We start from the raw sequence: 21,134 nt of genomic DNA, 5'->3' as shown, positions 1-21,134 counted from the left end.
CTAGCCTTTCGGCTTCGGGGCGGTCGGCTTCGGTCGAAGTACCCACCGCACGATCAGGCCGACCAGCAGCGCCCAGAAGGCCGAGCCTATTCCGAGGATCCCGATACCCGATGCTGCGATGACGAAGGTCAGAATGGCTGCCTCACGGCCCGCCTCAGCCTTCAGTGCGCCGGCGAGAGATGCGCCGAGTGTCGCCAACAGTGCCAGACCGGCGACAGTTTCGACGACGCCGGCAGGAGCGACCGAGACGAGGGTGGCGAGAGCGGCCGAGCACAGTGCCAGAACAAGATAGAACCAACCTGCCGCCGATGACGCGATCCAGCGCCGCTTCGGATCAGGATGAGCCGACGGGGCCGCGGCGAGCGCGGCGCTGATCGCGGCGAGGTTGATGGTGTGTCCACCGAGGGGAGCGCCGATGAGCGTGCCGATGCCGGTGACGCTCATCGCCGGGCGCCACGGAACGTCGTATCCGAACGATTTCATGACCGCCATTCCCGGAATGTTCTGCGATGCCATGGTGACGATGTACAGCGGTAGCGCAATTCCGACGATCGCTTGCCATGTCCAGTGGGGGACTGTCAAGGCCACATGCGGAATCAGTTCTGCCGCGTTCGGAACTCGGCCTCCGGCGGCGACGTCGATTGCGATGATGAGTGCGGCGGCAGCGAATGCTGCCGGTACAGCCCATCGCTTCGAGAAGCGTTGCAGTACAAGCCAGACCAGGATGACTGGAGCGACGACGGCCGGGGATGCAGCAAATGCAGTCACGGGCGCCAAGCAGAGCGGCAGGAGAACCCCCGCGAGCATCGCCTGAGCGAGGGAGGTCGGAATGGATGTGATCAGCGCGCCCAGTTGCGGCCACAGCCCGGTGATCACCACCAGTACACCGACCACCACGAAGGCGCCGACTGCAGCAGGCCACCCGCCGATGACGGTGCCGGTCCCAGCAAGCAGCGCGGCGCCGGGAGTCGACCATGCCAGCGTGATCGGCTGTCGATAGCGGCGGGACAGGTAGATCATGCCGATGGCTTGGGTCACCGAAATTGCAAGCAGTCCCGATGCTGCCTCCGCCGGCGACGCGCCGACCGCTCGAAGTCCGGTGAGAACGACGGCGAAAGAACTCGTGAAACCTACGAGTGCGGCAACTACTCCGGCGAGAACTGGTTGAAGGCGTCCGTTGCCTGATGTGTTGCCGTCTGCGTGCACGGTTGCCAATCATGCCCTGTGACTGGCCGCGCTATGCGTCGTGCTCCGATAGTGTTGCCAAGTGGACTTGTTCGTAGGTATCGATATGGGCACAGGCAGTTCCAAAGGTGTCCTGGTCACCGAAGCAGGAGACGTTCTCGCGTCGGAGCAACGGGCGCACCGGATGTCGCTCCCGCATCCTGGCTGGGCCGAGGTGGACGCCGAGGACGTGTGGTGGGCTGACGTCTGCGCCATTGCTGCGGCGCTGGTCGCCGAGGTACCTGCGGGGTCGGCGGTGGCAGGAGTGTGTGTGAGCGGCGTCGGGCCTTGCCTGGTTCTGACGGACTCCGAACTGCGCCCGGTCAGGCCGGCGATTCTCTACGGCATCGATTCGCGAGCATCGACCGAGATCGACGAGCTGACCGAGTTGTTCGGTGCGGACGACCTACTCCGACGGTGTGGCAAGTCTTTGTCCAGCCAGGCTGTCGGACCGAAGATCGAATGGGTTCGCAAGAACGAACCCGATGTGTTCGATCGCGCTACCCGGTGGTTCGGGTCGAACTCATACATCGTCGCGAAGTTGACGGGTGAATACGTACAGGATCATCACACCGCCAGTCAGTGCGACCCGTTGTACTCCGTACGCGACTTCGGTTGGAACGCAGACTGGATCGACCGTGTGCTCGGTGGTCTAGAGGTGCCGAGATTGGCGTGGCCGAGTGAAGTGGTCGGGCACATCGATGCGCGTGGGGCGGACGCCTCGGGGCTTCCCGTCGGGACTCCTGTGGTGGCGGGAACCGTCGACGCGTATGCGGAGGCCTTCAGCGTGGGCGTCCGACATCCCGGCGATCTCATGTTGATGTACGGATCCACGATGTTTCTTGTGCAGGTCTTGGCTGACTATCACACCAATTCCGCGCTGTGGACCACAGCAGGTGTGCAGGAGGGAACGTACGCCCTTGCTGCGGGTACCTCCACTGCAGGATCGCTGACAACTTGGCTGCAAACCGTCACCGGCGGAGCGCCTTTCGACGAACTGATGCGCGAGGCATCGGCGGTGCCGGCCGGTGCGGAAGGCTTGCTGATCCTGCCGTATCTGGCAGGCGAACGCACGCCAGTGTTCGACGCCAATGCGCGGGGTGTGTTGTCCGGCCTCACATTGCGGCACGGTCGCGGCCACATCTTCCGTGCAGCCTACGAAGGAATCTCGTTCGGAATCAGGCAAATTTTGGAGATGTTCGAAAATTCCGACACCCCCGTCACGCGTGCAGTGGCAGTGGGCGGGGGCTTGCGAAGCCCCGTCTGGGCTCAGGCGTTGAGTGACATAACGGGTCAGACCCAGCTGATCACAGAGCAAGCCATCGGTGCGAGCTACGGTGACGGGCTGCTCGCGGCCATCGGCGTCGGAGCTGTTCCACCGGAAACGGATTGGGCCACGGTGTCATCAGAGCTACCACCCAATCCTGCGAACAAGGGCCTCTACGACGACCTGTACGGCAGTTGGCTACAGCTCTATCCAGCGACCCGGGACATCGTTCATGCCAGTGGTCGACGCTCGAGGTAGATTGTTCCCGGATCAGCTGACGAGATAGCCGCCGTCGACGGGGATATCGATTCCGTTGATCATCGCAGCGGCATCCGACGCGAGCCACAGTGCAGTCGTCGACACCTCCGAAGGTTCGGCGAATCGTCCGGCCGGGATGCGTTCGAGCATCGGAGCCGACTTGACCGGGTCGCCCCAGACTTTCTGGCCCATCTCGGTCAGAACAACTGTGGGACAAACGGAGTTGGCTCGGACGCCATGTCCGCCGAGTTCGAGGGCGAGTACTTTCGTCGCCATGATCAACCCGGCTTTGGACGTGCAGTACGCGTAGTGCTCGGGTAGTGGCCGGAGGGCCGCAGCCGATGCGATAGTGACGATGGATCCACTGCCTGCCTCGGCCATCGCCCGCCCGACGCGCGCGGCGAGCACCGACGGAGCACGTAGATTGACCTGGATGACCTCGTCGAAGTGAGCTGTATCGAGAGAAGCGACGTTCTCCGGGTAAGAGATTCCCGCGTTGTTGATCAGCACGTCGATACCACCGAACACTCGTGCGGCGTCGACTGCGAGAGCATCGGGTCCAGTGGTGGTGGAGAGATCGGCGACGACCACTTCGGTATCGGTGTCGAGCGTCCGAGCGACAGTGTCGAGGAGATCGTGATCTCGCCCCGACAGGATCAGCCGTGCTCCGGCGGCGGCGAAGGTTCGTGCGATGTTCGCGCCGATGCCTCGGCTGGCTCCGGTTATCAACACGCGTTTTCCGTCGAGGCGCAACGCCGTCGATCCGGAATCTACTGCACTCATCGTGAATCCTTCGTCTGGTCGGTCGCGATGCTCGCCAGGACCTCCTGGGCTGTCGCGGGATCGGTTACTAGTTGGTTGAAGAATCGAGCGCGCGCCCCGACCACGATCGGGGTGACCTTGTCCGAACCGACTGCCACGGCGATACCGACAGGGATTTTCGGTAGTGCGGCCAGATCGACGGCGATGAGCCGGTCCGACCCTGGGAACTCGACCGAGTTTCCGTCCTTGTCGTAGAAACGTGAACATACGTCGCCCACCGAATCGCGAAGCGATGCAGAGTCGGTGGGGACGAATCTGGGGATGTCGGCACGGAGGAGCGGTGGAGCGCCGACCCCCATCAGGATGCAACGAGCCTGTGGCCAGAGCTCGAGAACGCGCTGAATTGCGGGGTCCGAGTGAATGATCGCGTACAAGTCTGCGCCGGGCAGGGCCGGCGCGAACAGGTAGTGTGCGCGGCCGCCGAGCTTATTGGCGATAAGCCTGGTGATCTCGTTGGTCTGATACCACTCCTCGGGCTGATCGTTGCCCCCGACAGTCGGAGCGACGAGGACACCGGGGATTCTGTCGAGATCGAATTGCGCCACCTCGTACACGGTCCGCCCGGACGACACGAGCAGGATGTCACCGGGACCCAGCCCGACTGTGTGGAGGGCTTTCGACACCGCGGGCGCCAGGTACCGACCCATGAGATCGACCGTCGGTTTCGACGGACTGGAGGGCGGAAGCGGTGCCGACAGAAAGACGTGGTCCAGCCTGAGCGCCGTAGCGAGTCTGTCCGCCAAATCTTCGTGCGAGAAGACCTCGGGAGGAATGACCTTGATACGGACGATGCCCTGCCTTCTGGCCTCGGACAGCAACCGGCTCACTGTTGCCCGGCTCGTACCGAGCTTGGCGGCCACCTCGGCCTGGGTGGCTTCTTCGTCGTAGTACAGCTTTGCCGCTGTGTACAGCAACGTGGGCGCGAAGTGACTCCCGTCGGCTGACTGACCGGCGGAGGATTGCTCGCTCGCGGAACTGTTGCTGGACATCGTCGAAGTATCCCACTGAACATTTGTGCACGGAGGTTGAACTGCTGAACATTCGTTCTGGACATATGTATACCCGTTGGATAGTGTGAGCGCCAACACATAGCGCCAACGCAATGTGCTCTCCCCACAGGCGCAGTCCCAGCGTCATGAACCTGCAGCGCAAGGAGCTACACATGTCGGAAACGACCATCCCCACGACCATGCAGGCGGTCGTGTGTCACGGACCCGAGGACTACCGACTCGAAGAAGTCGACGTCCCGGTGCCGGGCCCCGGCGAGGCCCTCGTACGCGTCGAGGCAGTCGGAATTTGCGCCAGCGACCTCAAGTGCTACCACGGTGCAGCGAAGTTCTGGGGCGACGAGAACCGTCCTGCGTGGGCCGAGACCGACGTCATCCCCGGCCACGAGTTCGTCGGCGAGATCGTCGTGATCGACGATGAGGCATCGGCGAGGTGGAATGTCACAGTCGGTGACCGTGTGGTCTCGGAGCAGATCGTGCCGTGCTGGAAGTGCCGTTACTGCCTGCGCGGTCAGTACCACATGTGCGCCCCACACGACCTGTTCGGATTCAAGCGCCGCACACCAGGCGCCATGGCGAGCTACATGGTGTACCCCGCCGAAGCGCTGGTGCACAAGGTGTCCAAGGACATTCCGGCAGCGCACGCAGCGTTCGCGGAGCCGCTGTCCTGCTCGCTGCACGCGGTCGAGCGCGCAGGTATCACGTTCGACGACGTCGTTGTGGTCGCCGGCTGTGGTCCAATCGGCCTCGGCATGATCGCCGGAGCCAGGGCCAAGAGCCCAGCCCATGTCATTGCACTCGATATGCAGCCCGAGAAACTCGCTCTCGCAAGGGAATGCGGTGCCGACATCGTTATCGACATCCGCAACGAGGACGCCGAAAAGATCGTCAAGGACCTCACCGACGGTTACGGTGCCGACGTCTATCTGGAGGGCACCGGCCATCCGACTGCCGTTCCGCAGGGACTGAACCTACTTCGCAAGCTCGGCACCTACGTCGAGTACGGAGTGTTCGGCAGTGACGTGACTGTCGATTGGTCGATCATCTCGGACGACAAAGAGTTGGACGTTCTCGGTGCGCACCTCGGCCCGTACTGCTGGCCCGCCGCAATCCGAATGATCGAATCAGGAGCGTTGCCCATGGACAAGATCTGCACCCACCAACTCCCACTCACTGACTTTCAGAAAGGTCTCGACCTCGTCGGAAGCGGAGCCGAGTCCGTCAAAGTCTCGCTCATCCCGTCCTGAACTGCCCTGCTTCTTCGAACTGGGAGTAAATACCAATGAGTCATCAATTCTCGAGGCGGGACATGCTCCGCGCGATGGGGCTGGCAGGCGTCGCCGCGGCATCCGTGCCGATTCTGTCGGCCTGCGGTGTCGGCGGCGGAGTCGATGCCGTCAACGGAGCAGGCGAGGTGACCGGGCCGTTCGATTGGAAGGCCGCGCAGGGCACCACCCTGAACATTCTTCAGACGCCGCACCCGTACCAGCAGTCGTTCCAGCCGTTGCTGACCGAGTTCGAGCAGCTGACCGGCATCACCGTCAATGCCGACCTTGTACCCGAGGCGGACTACTTCACCAAGCTCAATACCGAGTTGGCCGGCGGCACAGGTAAACACGACGTATTCATGCTCGGGGCCTACTTCATCTGGCAATACGGTCCGCCCGGATGGCTGGAAGATCTGGGCCCGTGGCTGCAGAACAGCTCCGCCACCAGCGACGAGTACGACTTCGACGACATCTACGAAGGTCTCCGCACCTCGACCAGCTGGGATTTCGAGTTGGGTTCGCCGCTGGGTACCGGCGGGCAGTGGGCACTGCCCTGGGGATTCGAGAACAACGTGGTCGCTTACAACAAGAAGTTCTTCGACGACAACGGCATCACGCTGCCGGACACGTTCGACAACTTCATCCAGTTGGCCATCGACCTGACGGACCGTTCACAGAACCGCTACGGAATCGCCACCCGGGGGTCCAAGTCCTGGGCGACCATCCACCCTGGCTTCATGACGCAGTACACCCGTGAGGGCGCTCAGGACTACGTCTTCGAGGACGGTGAACTACAGGCTCGAATGAACTCGGACAAGGCCGTCGATTTCACCGAGAAGTGGATCGAGATGCAGAAGCAGGCCGGTCCGACATCGTGGACGTCGTATGACTACCCCAACGCCACCGGAGATCTCGGGGATGGAACCGCGATGATGGTGTTCGACGCCGACAGCGCGACCTACCCGAAGAACAAGCCGGGCGCATCTGCGCAGGCCGGCAACATCGGGTGGTACCCGGGACCGGCGGGACCGGACGGCAGCTATGCCACCAACCTGTGGACGTGGTCGCTCGCGATGAACTCGATGTCGAAGAACAAGCAGGCCGCGTGGCTGTTCATGCAGTGGGCCACCGGCAAGGAAGCGATGTCGAAGGCGGTTCAGGGCGGGATCTACGCCGATCCCGTCCGAAAGTCTGTGTTCGACGGCGTCTTCAAGGACCAAGTCGCCGATCAGGCCGGATACCTCGAGACGTTCGAGACCGTCATCGACCAATCCAAGATCCAGTTCACTCCCCAGAAGAAGTTCTTCGACACCACCCAGAACTGGGCGTCGGCACTCCAAGACATTTACGGCGGAGACGACGCTCGATCGAGGCTGGACGGGCTGGCGAAGACCAACACCTCGAAGGTGAATTTGTGATGACTTTTCGGAAAGAGGTTGGTCATGGCTACTCACACTGAGCAGTCGCTCGCGACGGGTGCGCCCGCTCCGAACCCCACAACCAAGCCGGAGGTGCCGCGCTGGCGTCGAAAGCTGAGGCCGTACCTGCTGTCCGTGCCGGCGGTCCTGATCGTCATCGGCATTCTGTACCCGTTCTTCGTCGGAGCGTGGTATTCGTTCCTGAATTACGCTGCAGTGAACCCGAATCCGGTGTTCGTCGGCTTCGCGAACTACGTCAGCGTGCTGGGCGACGCGCAGTTCTGGTCGAGTGTGCGCGTTACCGGCACCTTCGCCGTCCTCGCCACCATCGTCGAGACGATCCTCGGCGTGATCATTGCGCTACTGCTCAACCGCTCGTCGATCGTAGGGCGCATTTTCGAGAAGGTGCTGATTCTCCCGCTGATGATCGCCCCGGTCATCGCGGCGGTGGTCTGGAAGCTCATGTTCAACCCGCAGTTCGGAGTGTTGAACCACGTTCTCGGGCTCGGCAACACATTCGATTGGTTGAGTAGCCAGAATGCGCTGTTCTCGGTCATTCTCGTCGACCTGTGGATTTTCACCCCGTTCGTCGCGATCCTCGTCCTCGCCGGGATCAGATCTCTGCCGAAGGAGCCGTTCGAGGCATCCGAGGTCGATGGGGCCAGTTGGTTCTATATGTTCCGCAGGCTCATGCTGCCGATGCTGTGGCCGTACATCCTCGTTGCAGTGATCTTCCGCTTCATGGACAACCTCAAATTCTTCGACGTCCCTTGGGTTCTCACCGCGGGCGGACCGGGTGTCGCGACCCGTTCGCTGCAGATCGGCGCCTTCGAGGACTCGATCATCAACCTCGACTACTCCCGCGGCAGCACCTACATGTTCCTGCTGTGGATCCTCGTGTTCATCACCGCACGCTTCCTCGTGAGTGTGCTCGGCAAAGCGCAGCGGCGTGCCGCTGGAGCGGAGAACTGACTCATGGCCAAGGAATTGCTTCCCGGACAACGCCGGTTCACGCCGGCCTCGGTCGCATCGGACGTCGCGCTACTTGTGTGGTTCGTGTTCTCATTGTTCCCGATCGTGTGGATGGTGCTTCTCGCACTCAAATCCGATGCCGAGCAAACGAGTACGTACTTCTCGTTCACACCGACACTGGAAAATTTCGGAACGGTGCTCAGTCAGCGCGGAACCGATCTCACCAGCGTCGATTTCACCTCTTCGCTCCTGACCAGCTTGATCAATTGCGGCGGCGCCGTGATTGTTTCGCTCGTCATCGGCATCCCCGCTGCCTATGCGGCGGGACGCTGGCAGTACAAGGGCAGTAACGATCTGATGTTCCAGATGCTCTCGTTCCGATTCGCGCCGGAGCTCATGGTCATCGTTCCGCTGTTCGTCATCTACAACCAGATCGGCCTGTTCGACACCAAGGTCGGCATGATCTGGGTGCTGCAGCTGGTCACGATGCCGCTCGTTGTGTGGATCCTGCGGTCTTATTTCCAGGATCTTCCCGAGGATCTCGAGCAGGCCGCGCTTCTCGACGGCTACACCCGCTCGCGAGCTTTCGTCATGGTGGCACTGCCACTCGTGCGACCGGGCATCGCCGCGGCTGCGTTGTTGGCGTTCATCTTTGCGTGGAACAACTACGTTTTTCCGTTGATTCTGTCCGACAGCAATGCCAGTACCGTCACCGTCGCCATCACCAAGTACCTCGGCGGCGGCGGACAGGCCTACTACAACCTCACTGCGGCGGCAGCAGTCATCGCAGCACTCCCACCGCTGATCCTCGCGCTCACCATTCAGCGCTACCTGGTTCGCGGTCTCTCGTTCGGGGCGGTGAAATCCTGATGGCACAGCTTGCAGTCAAGGGACTCAGCAAGAAGTACGGCAAGAAGATCGGCATCGACGGGATCGACCTGGACATCGCCGACGGCGAGTTCTTCGTCATCCTCGGACCGTCCGGCGCAGGCAAGACCACCACACTCAAATCGATTGCAGGACTCGTCGACGTCGACGAAGGCGCCGTGTATATCGGTGGAAACGATATGACCGCCGTCGAGCCGTACCACCGCAACGTGGCGATGGCGTTCGAGAGCTACGCGCTCTATCCTCAGAAAACCGTCTCGCAGAACCTTGCCTCGCCTCTGAAATCGGGTCGCACGGGTAAGTACAGCGATTCCGAGCAGACCGAGCGGATCAAGTCGGTGACCACCACGCTCGGTATCGACCATCTACTGCAGCGGTTTCCGCGTGAGTTGTCCAACGGCCAGCGACAGCGTGTGGCGCTCGGACGTGTTCTGGTTCGCCCCGCGGATGTCTATCTACTCGACGAGCCACTCTCGCACCTGGACGCGAAGCTGCGCGCAGCAATGCGCGTGGAGTTGCGGCAGTTGGGCGAGATGTCCAAGACCACAACGGTGTACGTCACGCACGATTATCAGGAGGCACTCGCTCTCGGCGACCGGATTGCGATCCTTCGCGAGGGACGCGTCGTACAGGTGGACACTCCCGAGAACATCTGGCGTGCGCCCGCGGACACGTTTGTCGCGAAGGCGCTCGGCCAACCCGAGATCAATGTGTACGACGCGACGGTCGACGACAGCACTCTGCGGGTGCTCGGTAGTTCGCTCGAGATTTCCGCGCCGCGCTCCCTCGGCCTCGGCCGCGGCGACAACGCACGCATCGGAATTCGTCCCTGCGACGTCGACGTTCTGCCCGAGCGATCCAGCGAACCCGGAAAGGTGAGCTTCGGCGGCACCGTGGTGTTGGCCGAACGGCTCGGTCGCGATGTCGAGGTGTCCGTCGATCTCGGCGGAACGACACTGATCGCGCTGTCCAAGGGCGGACGCCACCTCACCGAGGGGGCGACGGTCTCCGTCTCGGTCGAGCCCTCCGATATTCACATCTTCGCAGGCGCCAACAGTGAGTCCGATACGGAAACTCGCCGACTCGGTGCAGCAGATCAGAAGGAGCAGTAGATGACTGCCACGCAGACCACACGCCGCACGTCCGTCGCACAAAGCTTGACCCTCGACACGTTGGTCAAGACCTATTCGTCTCGTGGGCGTGAAGAATTCAAGGCAGTCAAGGGCATCGATCTGGCGATCGAACCCGGTGAATTGGTGGCATTGCTCGGGCCCTCGGGATGCGGCAAGACGACGACCCTGCGGATGATCGCCGGGCTCGAGACCGTCACGAGCGGGCAGATTCGTATCGGGGACCGCACGATCACGGACTTACCTCCCGGCAAGCGTGAGGTCGGAGTCGGCTTCGAAAGCTACGCGCTGTACCCGCCGCTCTCCATCCGGGAGAACCTCGCGTACGGCCTGAAAGCACGCAAGGTCAAGGGCGCGGACGAACTCGTGAACTCGATTGCCCAGCGTCTCGAGATGGACGATCTACTCGATCTGCGTCCGGCCGGACTGTCGAGTGGGCAGAAGCAGCGTGTTGCCCTTGCTCGCGCGCTCATCCGCAATCCACCGGTTCTGCTGCTCGACGAGCCGCTGTCGCATCTCGATGCCTCGGCACGTCAGCGGGTTCGGCGTGAACTCAAAATGCTGCAGCGCGAATTTGGATACACCACGATCGTCGTGACGCACGATCAGGTAGAGGCACTGAGCCTCGCCGACCGACTGGCGGTGATGGACGGCGGCATCATTCAGCAGTTCGGGACTCCCGACGAGGTGTTCGACGATCCGGCCAACCTGTTCGTCGCGGGGTTCGTCGGCGAACCCCAGATCAACGTCATCGACGGCGTCGTCCGCCGAGACGGAACTGCTGCCGTGGTCGAGATCGGTGACGGTGCACTCGCGGTGGACGTTTCCGACGTTGCGGACGGGACTTCGGTCAAGGTCGGTATTCGCCCGCAGGATGCGTCGATCGTCACGGGGACAGCCGGTTCCGGTCAGATCGCGGCCTCGGTCGAGTACTTCGAACATCTGATGGAATTCGGTCAGGCCAAAGTCTCCGTAGCAGGCGGCGCATCACTGCTCGTCCAAACACCCGCACGTGAGAACTACCGCAGCCACGACCGCTGTGCGCTCACTGCTCCGGCGGAGAGGATCTACCTCTTCGACCGCGAGTCCGGTCTCCGACTTCGATAGAGGATCTGCCATGACTCGACTGTTCAATGATCCATCGACCTTTGCCGAGGACATGCTGGAAGGCTTTCTGGACGCACACTCGCGCTATGTCGTCGGGGTGCCCGGTGGGGTGGTGCGCGCGACCGAAACCCCGAAGGGCAAGGCGACCGTCGTGGTCGGTGGTGGTTCCGGCCACTACCCTGCGTTCTGCGGCGTGGTCGGAAGCGGTTTCGCCGACGGCGCAGTGGTCGGCAACATCTTCACTTCGCCGTCCGCGGAAGATGCGGCCTCGGTAGCGCGGGCCGTGGACAACGGCGGTGGAGTGCTCCTGACGACCGGCAACTACGCCGGAGACGTGATGAATTTCGGCCTCGCTGTGCTGAAATTGCAGTCCGAGGGCATCGACGCCAGGTATCTGGCCGTCACCGATGACATCGCGAGCGCGCCGACAGACCAGATTGCCAAGCGCCGGGGAATTGCAGGCGATTTCACGGTGTTTCGATGTGCGTCGGCAGCAGCAGATGCGGGCTATGACCTCGACGGTGTCGAGCGGGTCGGCATTGCCTCGAACGATGCCACTCGCACTCTCGGTGTCGCCTTCGACGGATGCACGATGCCCGGTGCGTCCGATCCGTTGTTCATCGTCGAGAAGGGCACGATGGGTCTGGGGCTCGGCATCCACGGCGAACCCGGGGTCTCGTCGCACGAGATGGCCACCGCGGCAGCGCTTGCCGATCTGCTCGTCGATGGAGTGCTCGAAGAGGCACCGGAGGGCAGCAGCAACCGGATCGCCGTCATTCTGAACGGACTCGGACGAACCAAGTACGAGGAGCTGTTCGTCGTGTGGCGCACCGTCGCGACACGATTGAAAGCGGCGGGTTACACCGTCGTGGATCCAGAAGTGGGAGAGCTGGTCACGAGCCTGGATATGGCAGGATGTTCTCTCACCGTCATGTGGCTGGACGACGAGCTCGAGAAGTTCTGGACGGCTCCAGCGGATACTCCCGCGTACCGCAAGGGCGTCGTGCCAGCGGACACGAAGGAGCGTAGGTTGGCTGCTTCTGTCGCAGCCGATGCCGTCGACGAGATGCCCGAGTCCGACGCCGACTCGCGCGACTGTGCAGGCTTCATCACGAAATCACTGGATGCTCTGGCCGAACGTATGGCTTCGGCGGAGGACGAACTCGGACGGATCGACGCCGTTGCGGGCGATGGCGATCACGGCCGCGGCATGGTCAAAGGAACGGCTGCCGCGCGGGTAGCGGCGAGTGATGCTGTCGGTCGTGACGGCGGAACGGGTTCGGTGCTCGCAACAGCGGGGGCAGCCTGGGCCGCGAAGGCAGGTGGCACGTCGGGCGTCCTGTGGGGCGCCGCCCTTGCAGCCATTGGAAACCGGCTCGGTAACAAAGGAACTCCCGATGACGCGGTCGTCGCGGAGGCCTTGCGTGCGGGTTACGACGCCTTGACGGAATTGGGCGGTGCTTCATTGGGGGACAAGACGATGCTCGACGCGCTCGACCCGTTTGTCGGGGCCGTCGAGGATGCGGTGCGCAGCGGCGAAGACTGGCGATCGGCGTGGATCGATGCTGTCGCCGTCGCACAGAAGGCTGCAGAGGCCACGGCCGGTCTGCGCCCCAAGGTAGGACGCGCTCGCCCGCTCGCCGAACGAAGCGTCGGAACTCCCGACGCGGGCGCAGTGTCGTTGGCGATGTGTGTCGCGACCGTCGCCGAACTTCTCACCACGCAAGGAGCTGAATCATGAGCAAGCTACGTATCGTCGTCGGATGCGACGACGCCGGGCTGCAGTACAAGCAAGCATTGATGGCAGACCTGGAGAAGGATGACCGCGTCGAGTCCGTTGCGGACGTCGGCGTCGGTACCGACGAACACACTGACTATCCGCATGTTGCGGTCACCGCTGCACGGCTGATCGCCGACGGTTCGGCGGACCGGGCTCTTCTGGTGTGCGGTACCGGTCTGGGAGTCGCCATCAGCGCCAACAAAGTTCTTGGTATTCGTGCGGTCACCGCTCACGACAGCTTCTCGGTCGAGCGTGCCGTACTCAGTAATGATGCCCAGGTGCTTTGTCTGGGCCAGCGAGTCATCGGTATCGAACTCGCTCGTCGACTGGCCAAGGAGTGGCTTGGGTATACGTTCGACCCGGAGTCGGCTTCGGCCGCGAAGGTGGCCGCGATCGGGGAGTACGAGTCCGGTGCGCTGGCCACCGCCGAGGACGCCGCGAAAGCGGTGTGCGACTGATTTCTTCCGGACCACCGACTTGGTGACGTATCCTTCTGGTTGGACCGGACCAGTCCGTACCGCTGGTCTGGCGAGTGACCGGAAGGTAAGCGTAGTGGTGATGCCCGTACATCTGAGGGACAGCCAGATCCCGAAGCATGAGCAACTGCGCGCAATTCTGTTGCACCGCTGCACGAAAGAACTCCAGCCCGGTGATCTGATGCCCAGTGAGCGACGGCTGATGGAAGATTACGGCGTCAGCCGGATCACCGTGCGCGAGGCCATCGGTCAACTTGTCAACGACGGGCATCTCGTGCGAGTTCGGGGTAAAGGCACCTTCGTCGCCAGCCGTACCGTTCAGTCCAGGTTGCACCTGGCGTCGTTCTCGGAAGAGATGCGCGCTCAAGGACTGACCCCGACGACGGTTGTCCTGTTCGCACGCCTCGAAAAGCCCTCTGTAGCAACTGTTCGTGCGCTCCGTCTACCCGACGGTGAGCATGCGTACCACGTCAAACGCCTGCGTCTTGCCGATGCCGAACCCGTCAGTGTCGACGACGGTTGGTTCAACGCGTCGAAGTTGCCGGGTCTGACGAATCACGATCTGAGTCGGTCGGTGTACGAGGCGGTTCAGGAACACTACGGTCTGACCATCGATCGAGCCGAGCAAACCGTCAAGGCCACGGCCGCAGACAGTGACACGGCTACGCTGCTCGGTACGAAACGCGGTGCCCCGGTCTTGTACTTCGATCGAGTCTCGTTCAGCGTTGACGAGCCCATCGAGCACACGGAGAGTTGGTACCGATGCGATCGGTACCAACTCTCCATGGAAGTGGAAGGGCAGCGCCGCCCAAGTCAACGAGCCTGATCAGGGCAGTTCGAACAGGGAGTCACCGACAACGACATTGAGGCCGACCGACTTCGCGTTCACGGAATCCGGTGCGGTGTCCATTACGACGACGGGAACGATGTCGGAGTAGCCGGCAGCAGCGATCGCCGCTGGGTCGTACTGCAGTATCGGATCTCCCGCGTGCACCGAGTCGCCCTCGGCGGCAAGCAGTTCGAAGCCTTCGCCCCGCATCTTCACGGTGTCGATCCCGACATGGACCAGAACACCCTGCTTTTCTGCGGTGAACACCACGAACGCGTGGGGGTGCAGTTTGAGGATCTTGCCGGCGATGGGTGATCGAACCTCTACACGTTGCTGCGACGCTGCCGGGCGAACGGCCACACCGGCACCCACCATCTGCGCCGCGAACACGGGGTCCGGGACATCGGCAAGCGCGAGAACCTCGCCGTCGACCGGGCTGACTACCGTCGTCACAGAATGTCCTCGATGTCCTCGGCCAGGGTGTCCGCTTCGGGGCCGACGATGACCTGGACTGCTGTTCCCTTGTGGAAGACCCCGTGCGCACCGGCGGCCTTGAGCGCTTTCTCGTTCACCAGTGCGCCGTCCTTCACCTCGGTCCGCAGCCGGGTGATGCAGGCTTCGATCTCGACAATGTTTTGTGCGCCGCCGAGGCCTGCGACGATCGCGTCTGCTTTCGACATAATGTTCACTTTCTGTCTTCTGGGTCACATGGCCGGGTTGACACGAGCCCGTCACCTGGCCAAACTACAACTGGTAATGACCGGACAGTACCCCTGATCCCCATCGGTCACAACAGCTCGCAAACCCTGGCCGCAGCAGACGGAAAAGAAGGTCGCCATGACCCTGAAAGATTCATCGGATACCGACGACGTCAAGAAGGAGTCCCGCTCGCTCGCCGGACTTCAGCGCTTCGGCCGAAGCCTGATGTTGCCGATCGCCGTTCTCCCGGCCGCAGGCATCCTGCTTCGCCTCGGCCAGGACGATCTGCTCGGCAGGTTCAGCGCTCTCGAGACCGCAGCGTCGGTCATCTCCGCGGCGGGCCAGGCGGTGTTCACTTGGCTGCCGCTCATCTTCGCGGTCGGTATCGCGATCGGGTGGGCCAAGAAGTCCGACGGCTCGACAGCTCTCGCGGCCGTCGTCGGCTACATGGTCATGAACGGCGTCTTCGAAGCGATGTCTCCTGTTGTTCTCGACGGGAAGGTGGACGCCAACGGCGATCCAGCCGTCATCGACTACGGCGTCCTCGCGGGAATCGTCATCGGCTTGCTCTCGGCCATTCTGTGGCAACGGTTCTATCGCCAGAAGTTGCCGGATTACCTGGGATTCTTCGCAGGTCGACGCCTCGTCCCGATTCTCACGGCCGTTACCGGTCTCGTCGTCGCGGTGTTGATGTCGTTCATCTATCCGCTCTTCTACAGCGCTCTCAACTGGGTAGGAAACACGGTCGCGAACAACAGTGTCGTCGGCGGCGGCATCTACGGCTTCGCCAATCGAATGTTGATTCCCACCGGTCTACACCACATCCTGAACTCCGTGGTGTGGTTCCTCGTCGGTGATTATCAGGACGCGAGCGGCCAGATCGTTCGAGGCGACCTCAACCGCTTCTTTGCCGGAGATCCCTCTGCCGGAGTGTTCATGACCGGCTTCTTCCCGATCATGATGTTCGCCCTCCCCGCAGCAGCGTTCGCGATCTACCGCAATGCCAAGCCGTCGCAGAAGAAGCTGGTCGGCGGCATCATGCTGTCCACCGGACTGACCGCATTCGTCACCGGCATCACCGAGCCGCTCGAGTACGCGTTCATGTTCGTCGCCTGGCCGCTGTACATCATCCATGCGTTTCTGACCGGCACGTCCATGGCGTTGGTCAACGCACTCGGAATTCACGACGGATTCTTCTTCTCCGCCGGGGCGATCGACTACGTTCTCAACTTCGGAATCGCCACCAAGGCATGGCTTCTCATTCCCATCGGTCTCGTGTACGCCGCGATCTACTACTTCCTGTTCAGCTTCGTCATCAAGAGGTGGAATTTGCGCACACCGGGCCGCGAGGACGACGAGGTCGTCGACGCCGCACAGTCGTGAGGCCAGCACACTCATGAGACCAGCACAGTCATGATGAATGCGCACCGCATGAAGCTACGCGGACGGGTGGTCACCGCAGATGCGGTGATCGGGGACGGTGTCGTCGTGATCGACGGCGACACGATTTCGTGGGTCGGTTCCGCCGAGGCTGCCCTGGGTGAGCTTCCTGCTCGATCCAATCTGACGATCCTTCCCGGCCTCGTGGACGTGCATTGTCACGGCGGCGCCGGGGCCAGCTTCCCCGACTCGGGGGCCGAGCAACTGATGGATGCCGTTCGGCATCATCGATCGCGCGGCACCACGACGATGCTCGCCTCGCTGGTGTCGGCGCCGCCGGCGCGGCTCGTCGCGCAGACGGCAGTTCTGTCCGCCTTGGCTGCGTCGGGTGAGATCGCCGGAATTCACGTCGAGGGCCCGTTTCTGTCCTCGGTGAGATGCGGTGCGCAGGATCCGGATTCGTTGCGTGCGGGTGATCTCGGTTTGTTGAGCGACGTTCTCGATGCGGGGCGCGGAGCGGTGAGATCGATGACCCTCGCGCCCGAAATCGAAGGGTTCGCCGGGATCGGTCGAATGTTGCGTGAGGCAGACGTTCTGCCGAGCATCGGGCACACCGATGCGGATGCTCTCGAAACGCGGCACGGAATCGACGTGCTCGGGAGTGGTCCGATCAGCGCGACACACTTGTTCAACGGAATGCCGACGTGGCATCACCGCGCACCGGGTCCGGTCAGTGAATGCCTGGCAGCGGCCGCTCGCGGACAGATGGTTCTCGAATTGATCGGCGATGGAGTCCATCTCGCGGACGAGACAGTCCGCGCGGTGTTCGATCTGGTCGGGGGAGGACGCATCGCCCTGGTCTCCGACGCCATGGCTGCAGCCGGGATGAGCGACGGGCGTTACCGGTTGGGGCCACTGGAGGTGACGGTCCGCGAGTCCGTCGCACGTCTGACACGTGACGACGGCGATCCGGATTCGCATCCGATAGCGGGCGGTACGTCGACGGTCCTCGACCTCGTCGCTCGTGCGGTTCTGCACGCTGGTGTTTCGGTGGTGGAGGCAGTGCGTGCTGCGTCGTCGACCCCGGCCTCGTTGATCGGTCTCGGTGACACCATCGGAGCGCTCGCCACGGGGTTCCGCGCCGATCTCGTCGTCGTGGACGAGAAGTTCGAACCTGTTCGGGTGATCCGGAAGGGAATATCGATAGAGGAGGCAGCGTCGTGGAGGTCGTGATCCGCTCCAGCACAGTTGAAGTCGACCGAACCGTGGCCGACATCGTGGAGAACGTCGTTCGTTCGAAACCTGCGGTTCTCGGCTTGGCTACTGGCTCGTCGCCGGTAGGGGCATACGCCGAACTCGCCCGGCGGCACCGTGAGGATGGACTGTCGTTCGCACAATGCCGAGCATTCCTGTTGGACGAATACATCGGAATTCCGAGAACCGCCGATCAGTCGTACTTCTCGTTCATTCGATCCGAGTTCGTCGACCTCGTGAACCTTCCCGATGTCGCGGTGTTCTCTCCGGACGGGGAAGCACCGGATATCGAAGCCGAAGCTCATCGTTACGACAGGGCGATCATGGAATCCGGGGGTGTGGATGTTCAGATCCTCGGTATCGGGACCGATGGGCACATCGGATTCAACGAGCCGGGGTCATCGCTGCAATCACGGACGCGCGTCAAGACACTCACCGAACAAACTCGCCGGGACAACGCACGATTCTTCGCATCCGAAGACGAAGTGCCGCATCATGTTCTCACCCAGGGGCTCGGCACCATCGGCGAGGCTCGGCATCTGGTGCTGATCGCGACCGGTGAGTCCAAGGCAGAGGCTGTCGCGGCGGCGGTGGAAGGACCTCTGTCGGCATTCTGCCCGGCATCGGCCATTCAATGGCACCCTCACGTGAGCGTGATTCTCGACGAGACTGCTGCTTCAGCACTGACGTTGGCAGACTATTACCGCTACGCATATGCGAACAAGCCGTCGTGGCAGCGCCCCTAGAGTGCAGACTTCTCCGATGAAGTGGGAATGGCGCTAACTGCGTGAAAACGCCGATGCTCGGGAAATCTGGTCGTCCGTCGGACGAACCCCCGTATAGAGCACGAACTGTTCGGCGGCCTGTAGGGCAATCACTTCGGCGCCGGTGACCACTGGCTTTCCGGCGGCACGTGCCGCGGTGATGAACGGCGTCTCCGACGGCATTGCCACGACGTCGAAGGCTGCCTGTGCAGAATCGATGTGCTCGTCGGTGAACGGTGAGGAGTCGGCGTCGGGTCCGCCGGACATGCCGACCGGCGTGACATTGACGAGAAGGTCTGCGCGGACAGCTTCGGATGACCACTGAAATCCGTATGCCTTCGCGAGCGCAGGTCCTCGGTCGGCGTTGCGTGCGACCACAGTTCCCTGGGTGAACCCCGAATCACGTAGCGCAGCTACCACCGCCTTGGCCATTCCGCCGCTGCCGGTGACCGCGACGGAGAAGTCGGTCGAGAACCCCGACGACGCAAGCAAGCTCGCCACTGCCTGGTAGTCGGTGTTGTACGCGTGGAGAGTTCCATTGTCGTTGACGATGGTGTTGACAGACTCGATGGCGCTTGCCGAATCATGCATCACATCGACGAGGGAGATGACGTCTTCCTTGAACGGCATCGACACCGCGCATCCGCGGATGCCGAGGGCGCGCACCCCGCCGATGGCCGACGGTAGGTCGGTGGTCGTGAACGCCTTGTAGACGAAATTCAGTTCGAGTTCGTCGTACAGGAAGTTGTGAAATCGGGTTCCGAAGTTGCTCGGCCGCCCCGAGAGCGACATGCAGAGTTGAGTTTCACGATTCAGGAAGCTACGCGACATTGTCTGTACTTTACGCTCAGCAATCGGTCGCGACATCGGCGAGCGTGCGCTGATCGGCCGCAGTGATCGGGAGCCCGTACTGCACGGCGACCGAGAGATACTTCCCCGCGTAGAAGCAGTGGTACGCCTCGTTCGGGGGCATCCAACGCGATGGCGTGTTGTCGCTCTTGGACTGGTTGTCCGGGCCGTTGACCGCCAACAGGTTGAAGTCGATGTCGTTGGCGAAACGGACTCGCTTCTCGGGCAGCCAGCCATTGGCGCCCATGTCCCATGCTGCCGACAACGGATAGACGTGATCGATCTGGATCTTGCCCGCATCGGACTTGGTGAAGTCGAGATAGTCACCGGAGTACGGATCGGCCAACGTTCCCTCCAGCACTACACAGCTATGGGTGCCCTCGCGAAAAACCACGGCGGTCATGCTTCTGGCCAGGACGTTGTCGCGGGTACCGCAACCGTCGTGACCGCCGGGGCCGTCGTAGTCATCCGTCCACGCCGGCCCGAAGACACATCCCTCGCCGGACTTGCACCCACGCTCGTAACCGAATGCGTCGGGTCTCGCGGCCACGACCTGCACGCCTTCGAGAAGTTGCTCGATCTGGACACGAGTAGGGCTGCCGGGCGCAGGCGGCGCGGCGGAGAATCCTGGGATGTCGCCGGTGTCGCACGACGCGAACGCGGTCATCACCAAGGTGACGACCACCAACAGCAGCGCAACCCGCAGCTTCTTCACATACGACCAATCGTCGAGAAACAACATTCGAAGAACGAGTGTGCCGGATGGGACCGACAAGAATCAGCCGACCTCGATGACGACCTTGCCCAGTGCATGTCCGCTCTCCACGAGAGCCAGCGCTTCGCCTGCCTTCTCCAAGGGGAACCGGTGATCGAGCCGAGGCCGAAGCACTCCGGTTTCGACGAGACCGGCCAGCCGTGAGAAAGCGGCCGAGGTCCGGTCCCGAACGACCCCCGAACCCCCGAATGTCCCTGCCAGTGCGGGGTCGGCGCCGCTGACGATCGGGCATCCCGGCTTGGTCGAGGTCGTCGCACTCCGAAGCGTTTCGCCGCCGACGAGGTCGAAGATGCCGTCGACGTCCGTGGCGATGCTGTCCACGAAGTTCTCGCCTGCCTGGACGAAACGTGCTCCCAGGCTTTCCACCCATTCTTGCTTCGCGGCGCTTGCGACTCCGATAGCGGAGATTCCGTCGGCGCGGGCCAGTTGCAGAACCATCGATCCCACTCCGCCGCCTGCGCCGAGAACGAGGAGTGTGTCTTCCTTCGAAAGACCGAGGGCGGCCAGGCCGTCGAACGCGGTCCCGGCTGCTACCGGCAGCGTCGCGGCCGCCGCGAACGACACGCTCTCCGGCTTCTGCGCGGTACCGACTGCATTGAGAACGGTGTACTGGGCGTATCCGCCGTGGCCCGCGGCCGTCGCTCCGAAGACATGGTCTCCGACGGAAAATCCGTCGACGTGAGTACCGATCTGAACCACCGTGCCCGACACCTCTCGGCCGAGAACCGCAGGTAGAGACGTCTGCAGGGTGTCCTTGCGGTTTCCCGCTCGAACCTTCCAATCCGCTGGGTTCACGCCGGCGGCATGGACCGCCACCAGAAGCTGACCCTGGCCGGGATCGGCGATGGGGAGGTCGAGAAAGTACTCGGTTTCGGGGCCACCATACTCACTGAATCCATAAGCGATCATTCAACTACTTTGCCCTATTGTCCGATTCCTTCATATCGAACCAGTCCGCATGGGGCAT

At 62.5% G+C, this 21,134-nt stretch carries 21 protein-coding genes; 13 read left to right on the top strand and 8 right to left on the bottom strand.

Going from position 1 to position 21,134, the window contains the following annotated elements; all coding sequences use genetic code 11:
• On the bottom strand, window positions 1-1,206 hold the full coding sequence (locus QMK17_RS20685; protein ID WP_283511212.1) for a benzoate/H(+) symporter BenE family transporter: 1,206 nt from the start codon (window positions 1,204-1,206) through the stop codon (window positions 1-3).
• 61 nt (window positions 1,207-1,267) lie between these two features.
• Between QMK17_RS20685 and QMK17_RS20680 the strand changes: the two genes are divergently transcribed.
• A complete protein-coding gene (locus QMK17_RS20680; RefSeq protein WP_283511172.1) occupies window positions 1,268-2,749 on the top strand; it encodes an FGGY-family carbohydrate kinase in 1,482 nt (493 codons plus the stop codon).
• Between the two features lie 12 nt (window positions 2,750-2,761).
• Here the strand turns inward: QMK17_RS20680 and QMK17_RS20675 are convergent, their stop codons facing one another.
• Complete coding sequence (locus QMK17_RS20675; RefSeq protein ID WP_283511171.1) at window positions 2,762-3,532, bottom strand: SDR family NAD(P)-dependent oxidoreductase; 771 nt, start codon at window positions 3,530-3,532, stop codon at window positions 2,762-2,764.
• Complete coding sequence (locus QMK17_RS20670; RefSeq protein WP_283511170.1) at window positions 3,529-4,560, bottom strand: sugar-binding transcriptional regulator; 1,032 nt, start codon at window positions 4,558-4,560, stop codon at window positions 3,529-3,531. Before QMK17_RS20670 ends, QMK17_RS20675 begins: the two co-directional genes overlap by 4 nt.
• Window positions 4,561-4,733: 173 nt before the next feature.
• On the opposite strand from QMK17_RS20670, the gene eltD reads away from it, so the two are divergent.
• The 9 genes from eltD to QMK17_RS20625 all read left to right on the top strand — a co-directional run bounded on the left by eltD (window position 4,734) and on the right by QMK17_RS20625 (window position 14,443).
• The gene (gene eltD, locus QMK17_RS20665; RefSeq protein ID WP_283511169.1) at window positions 4,734-5,825 is read left to right on the top strand and encodes an erythritol/L-threitol dehyrogenase; all 1,092 of its coding nucleotides are present in this window, start codon (window positions 4,734-4,736) and stop codon (window positions 5,823-5,825) included.
• A gap of 62 nt (window positions 5,826-5,887) precedes the next feature.
• Complete coding sequence (locus QMK17_RS20660; RefSeq protein WP_283511211.1) at window positions 5,888-7,264, top strand: ABC transporter substrate-binding protein; 1,377 nt, start codon at window positions 5,888-5,890, stop codon at window positions 7,262-7,264.
• A 24-nt stretch (window positions 7,265-7,288) separates the two neighbouring features.
• Complete coding sequence (locus QMK17_RS20655; protein WP_283511168.1) at window positions 7,289-8,236, top strand: carbohydrate ABC transporter permease; 948 nt, start codon at window positions 7,289-7,291, stop codon at window positions 8,234-8,236.
• A gap of 3 nt (window positions 8,237-8,239) precedes the next feature.
• On the top strand, window positions 8,240-9,106 hold the full coding sequence (locus QMK17_RS20650; RefSeq protein ID WP_283511167.1) for a carbohydrate ABC transporter permease: 867 nt from the start codon (window positions 8,240-8,242) through the stop codon (window positions 9,104-9,106).
• Complete coding sequence (locus tag QMK17_RS20645; RefSeq protein ID WP_283511166.1) at window positions 9,106-10,236, top strand: ABC transporter ATP-binding protein; 1,131 nt, start codon at window positions 9,106-9,108, stop codon at window positions 10,234-10,236. Before QMK17_RS20650 ends, QMK17_RS20645 begins: the two co-directional genes overlap by 1 nt.
• Window positions 10,237-11,361, top strand: coding sequence for an ABC transporter ATP-binding protein (locus tag QMK17_RS20640; protein ID WP_283511165.1), 1,125 nt, complete (start codon window positions 10,237-10,239; stop codon window positions 11,359-11,361).
• Window positions 11,362-11,371: 10 nt separating this feature from the next.
• Window positions 11,372-13,102, top strand: a complete 1,731-nt coding sequence (locus tag QMK17_RS20635; RefSeq protein ID WP_283511164.1) for a dihydroxyacetone kinase family protein — start codon at window positions 11,372-11,374, stop codon at window positions 13,100-13,102.
• Window positions 13,099-13,599: a ribose-5-phosphate isomerase gene (locus QMK17_RS20630; protein WP_283511163.1), complete on the top strand. Its 501-nt coding sequence runs from the start codon at window positions 13,099-13,101 to the stop codon at window positions 13,597-13,599. Before QMK17_RS20635 ends, QMK17_RS20630 begins: the two co-directional genes overlap by 4 nt.
• Window positions 13,600-13,699: 100 nt before the next feature.
• A complete protein-coding gene (locus QMK17_RS20625) occupies window positions 13,700-14,443 on the top strand; it encodes a GntR family transcriptional regulator (RefSeq protein ID WP_283511162.1) in 744 nt (247 codons plus the stop codon).
• Here QMK17_RS20625 and QMK17_RS20620 read toward each other — a convergent pair whose 3' ends face one another.
• Complete coding sequence (locus QMK17_RS20620) at window positions 14,444-14,899, bottom strand: PTS sugar transporter subunit IIA (protein WP_283511161.1); 456 nt, start codon at window positions 14,897-14,899, stop codon at window positions 14,444-14,446. It abuts the gene before it with no gap.
• Complete coding sequence (locus QMK17_RS20615; RefSeq protein ID WP_283511160.1) at window positions 14,896-15,126, bottom strand: PTS glucose/sucrose transporter subunit IIB; 231 nt, start codon at window positions 15,124-15,126, stop codon at window positions 14,896-14,898. The genes QMK17_RS20620 and QMK17_RS20615 overlap by 4 nt, the downstream gene beginning before the upstream one ends.
• 157 nt (window positions 15,127-15,283) lie before the next feature.
• On the opposite strand from QMK17_RS20615, the gene QMK17_RS20610 reads away from it, so the two are divergent.
• The 3 genes from QMK17_RS20610 to nagB are packed head-to-tail and all read left to right on the top strand — an operon-like array spanning window position 15,284 to window position 18,525.
• Window positions 15,284-16,528, top strand: a complete 1,245-nt coding sequence (locus tag QMK17_RS20610) for a PTS transporter subunit EIIC (protein ID WP_283511159.1) — start codon at window positions 15,284-15,286, stop codon at window positions 16,526-16,528.
• Window positions 16,529-16,576: 48 nt separating this feature from the next.
• Complete coding sequence (locus tag QMK17_RS20605; RefSeq protein ID WP_283511158.1) at window positions 16,577-17,758, top strand: N-acetylglucosamine-6-phosphate deacetylase; 1,182 nt, start codon at window positions 16,577-16,579, stop codon at window positions 17,756-17,758.
• Window positions 17,746-18,525, top strand: a complete 780-nt coding sequence (gene nagB, locus QMK17_RS20600; RefSeq protein ID WP_283511157.1) for a glucosamine-6-phosphate deaminase — start codon at window positions 17,746-17,748, stop codon at window positions 18,523-18,525. Before QMK17_RS20605 ends, nagB begins: the two co-directional genes overlap by 13 nt.
• Before the next feature lie 33 nt (window positions 18,526-18,558).
• Here nagB and QMK17_RS20595 read toward each other — a convergent pair whose 3' ends face one another.
• From QMK17_RS20595 to QMK17_RS20585, 3 genes are all read right to left on the bottom strand, one after another.
• Window positions 18,559-19,374: a shikimate 5-dehydrogenase gene (locus tag QMK17_RS20595; RefSeq protein ID WP_283511156.1), complete on the bottom strand. Its 816-nt coding sequence runs from the start codon at window positions 19,372-19,374 to the stop codon at window positions 18,559-18,561.
• 16 nt (window positions 19,375-19,390) lie between these two features.
• Complete coding sequence (locus QMK17_RS20590; RefSeq protein WP_283511210.1) at window positions 19,391-20,059, bottom strand: HNH endonuclease family protein; 669 nt, start codon at window positions 20,057-20,059, stop codon at window positions 19,391-19,393.
• Window positions 20,060-20,170: 111 nt separating this feature from the next.
• Window positions 20,171-21,076 (bottom strand): NADP-dependent oxidoreductase, encoded by a 906-nt coding sequence (locus QMK17_RS20585; protein WP_283511155.1) that lies wholly within the window; start codon window positions 21,074-21,076, stop codon window positions 20,171-20,173.
• Window positions 21,077-21,134: the final 58 nt, after the last annotated feature.

This window comes from Rhodococcus sp. G-MC3 (assembly GCF_030063335.1).
GTDB lineage: Bacteria > Actinomycetota > Actinomycetes > Mycobacteriales > Mycobacteriaceae > Rhodococcoides.
This window is presented reverse-complemented; position numbering and strand designations above follow the sequence as displayed.

Excerpts from the sequence above, each read along its gene's own strand:
- QMK17_RS20655 (WP_283511168.1), top strand. The coding sequence starts at position 7,289 with ATGGCTACTCACACTGAGCAGTCGCTCGCGACGGGTGCGCCCGCTCCG.
- QMK17_RS20670 (WP_283511170.1), bottom strand. The coding sequence starts at position 4,560 with ATGTCCAGCAACAGTTCCGCGAGCGAGCAATCCTCCGCCGGTCAGTCA.
- QMK17_RS20615 (WP_283511160.1), bottom strand. The coding sequence starts at position 15,126 with ATGTCGAAAGCAGACGCGATCGTCGCAGGCCTCGGCGGCGCACAAAAC.
- QMK17_RS20660 (WP_283511211.1), top strand. The coding sequence starts at position 5,888 with ATGCTCCGCGCGATGGGGCTGGCAGGCGTCGCCGCGGCATCCGTGCCG.
- QMK17_RS20630 (WP_283511163.1), top strand. The coding sequence starts at position 13,099 with ATGAGCAAGCTACGTATCGTCGTCGGATGCGACGACGCCGGGCTGCAG.
- QMK17_RS20640 (WP_283511165.1), top strand. The coding sequence starts at position 10,237 with ATGACTGCCACGCAGACCACACGCCGCACGTCCGTCGCACAAAGCTTG.
- QMK17_RS20650 (WP_283511167.1), top strand. The coding sequence starts at position 8,240 with ATGGCCAAGGAATTGCTTCCCGGACAACGCCGGTTCACGCCGGCCTCG.
- QMK17_RS20585 (WP_283511155.1), bottom strand. The coding sequence starts at position 21,076 with ATGATCGCTTATGGATTCAGTGAGTATGGTGGCCCCGAAACCGAGTAC.
- QMK17_RS20675 (WP_283511171.1), bottom strand. The coding sequence starts at position 3,532 with ATGAGTGCAGTAGATTCCGGATCGACGGCGTTGCGCCTCGACGGAAAA.
- QMK17_RS20635 (WP_283511164.1), top strand. The coding sequence starts at position 11,372 with ATGACTCGACTGTTCAATGATCCATCGACCTTTGCCGAGGACATGCTG.
- QMK17_RS20590 (WP_283511210.1), bottom strand. The coding sequence starts at position 20,059 with ATGACCGCGTTCGCGTCGTGCGACACCGGCGACATCCCAGGATTCTCC.
- eltD (WP_283511169.1), top strand. The coding sequence starts at position 4,734 with ATGTCGGAAACGACCATCCCCACGACCATGCAGGCGGTCGTGTGTCAC.
- QMK17_RS20595 (WP_283511156.1), bottom strand. The coding sequence starts at position 19,374 with ATGTCGCGTAGCTTCCTGAATCGTGAAACTCAACTCTGCATGTCGCTC.
- QMK17_RS20605 (WP_283511158.1), top strand. The coding sequence starts at position 16,577 with ATGAAGCTACGCGGACGGGTGGTCACCGCAGATGCGGTGATCGGGGAC.
- QMK17_RS20610 (WP_283511159.1), top strand. The coding sequence starts at position 15,284 with ATGACCCTGAAAGATTCATCGGATACCGACGACGTCAAGAAGGAGTCC.
- QMK17_RS20625 (WP_283511162.1), top strand. The coding sequence starts at position 13,700 with ATGCCCGTACATCTGAGGGACAGCCAGATCCCGAAGCATGAGCAACTG.
- QMK17_RS20645 (WP_283511166.1), top strand. The coding sequence starts at position 9,106 with ATGGCACAGCTTGCAGTCAAGGGACTCAGCAAGAAGTACGGCAAGAAG.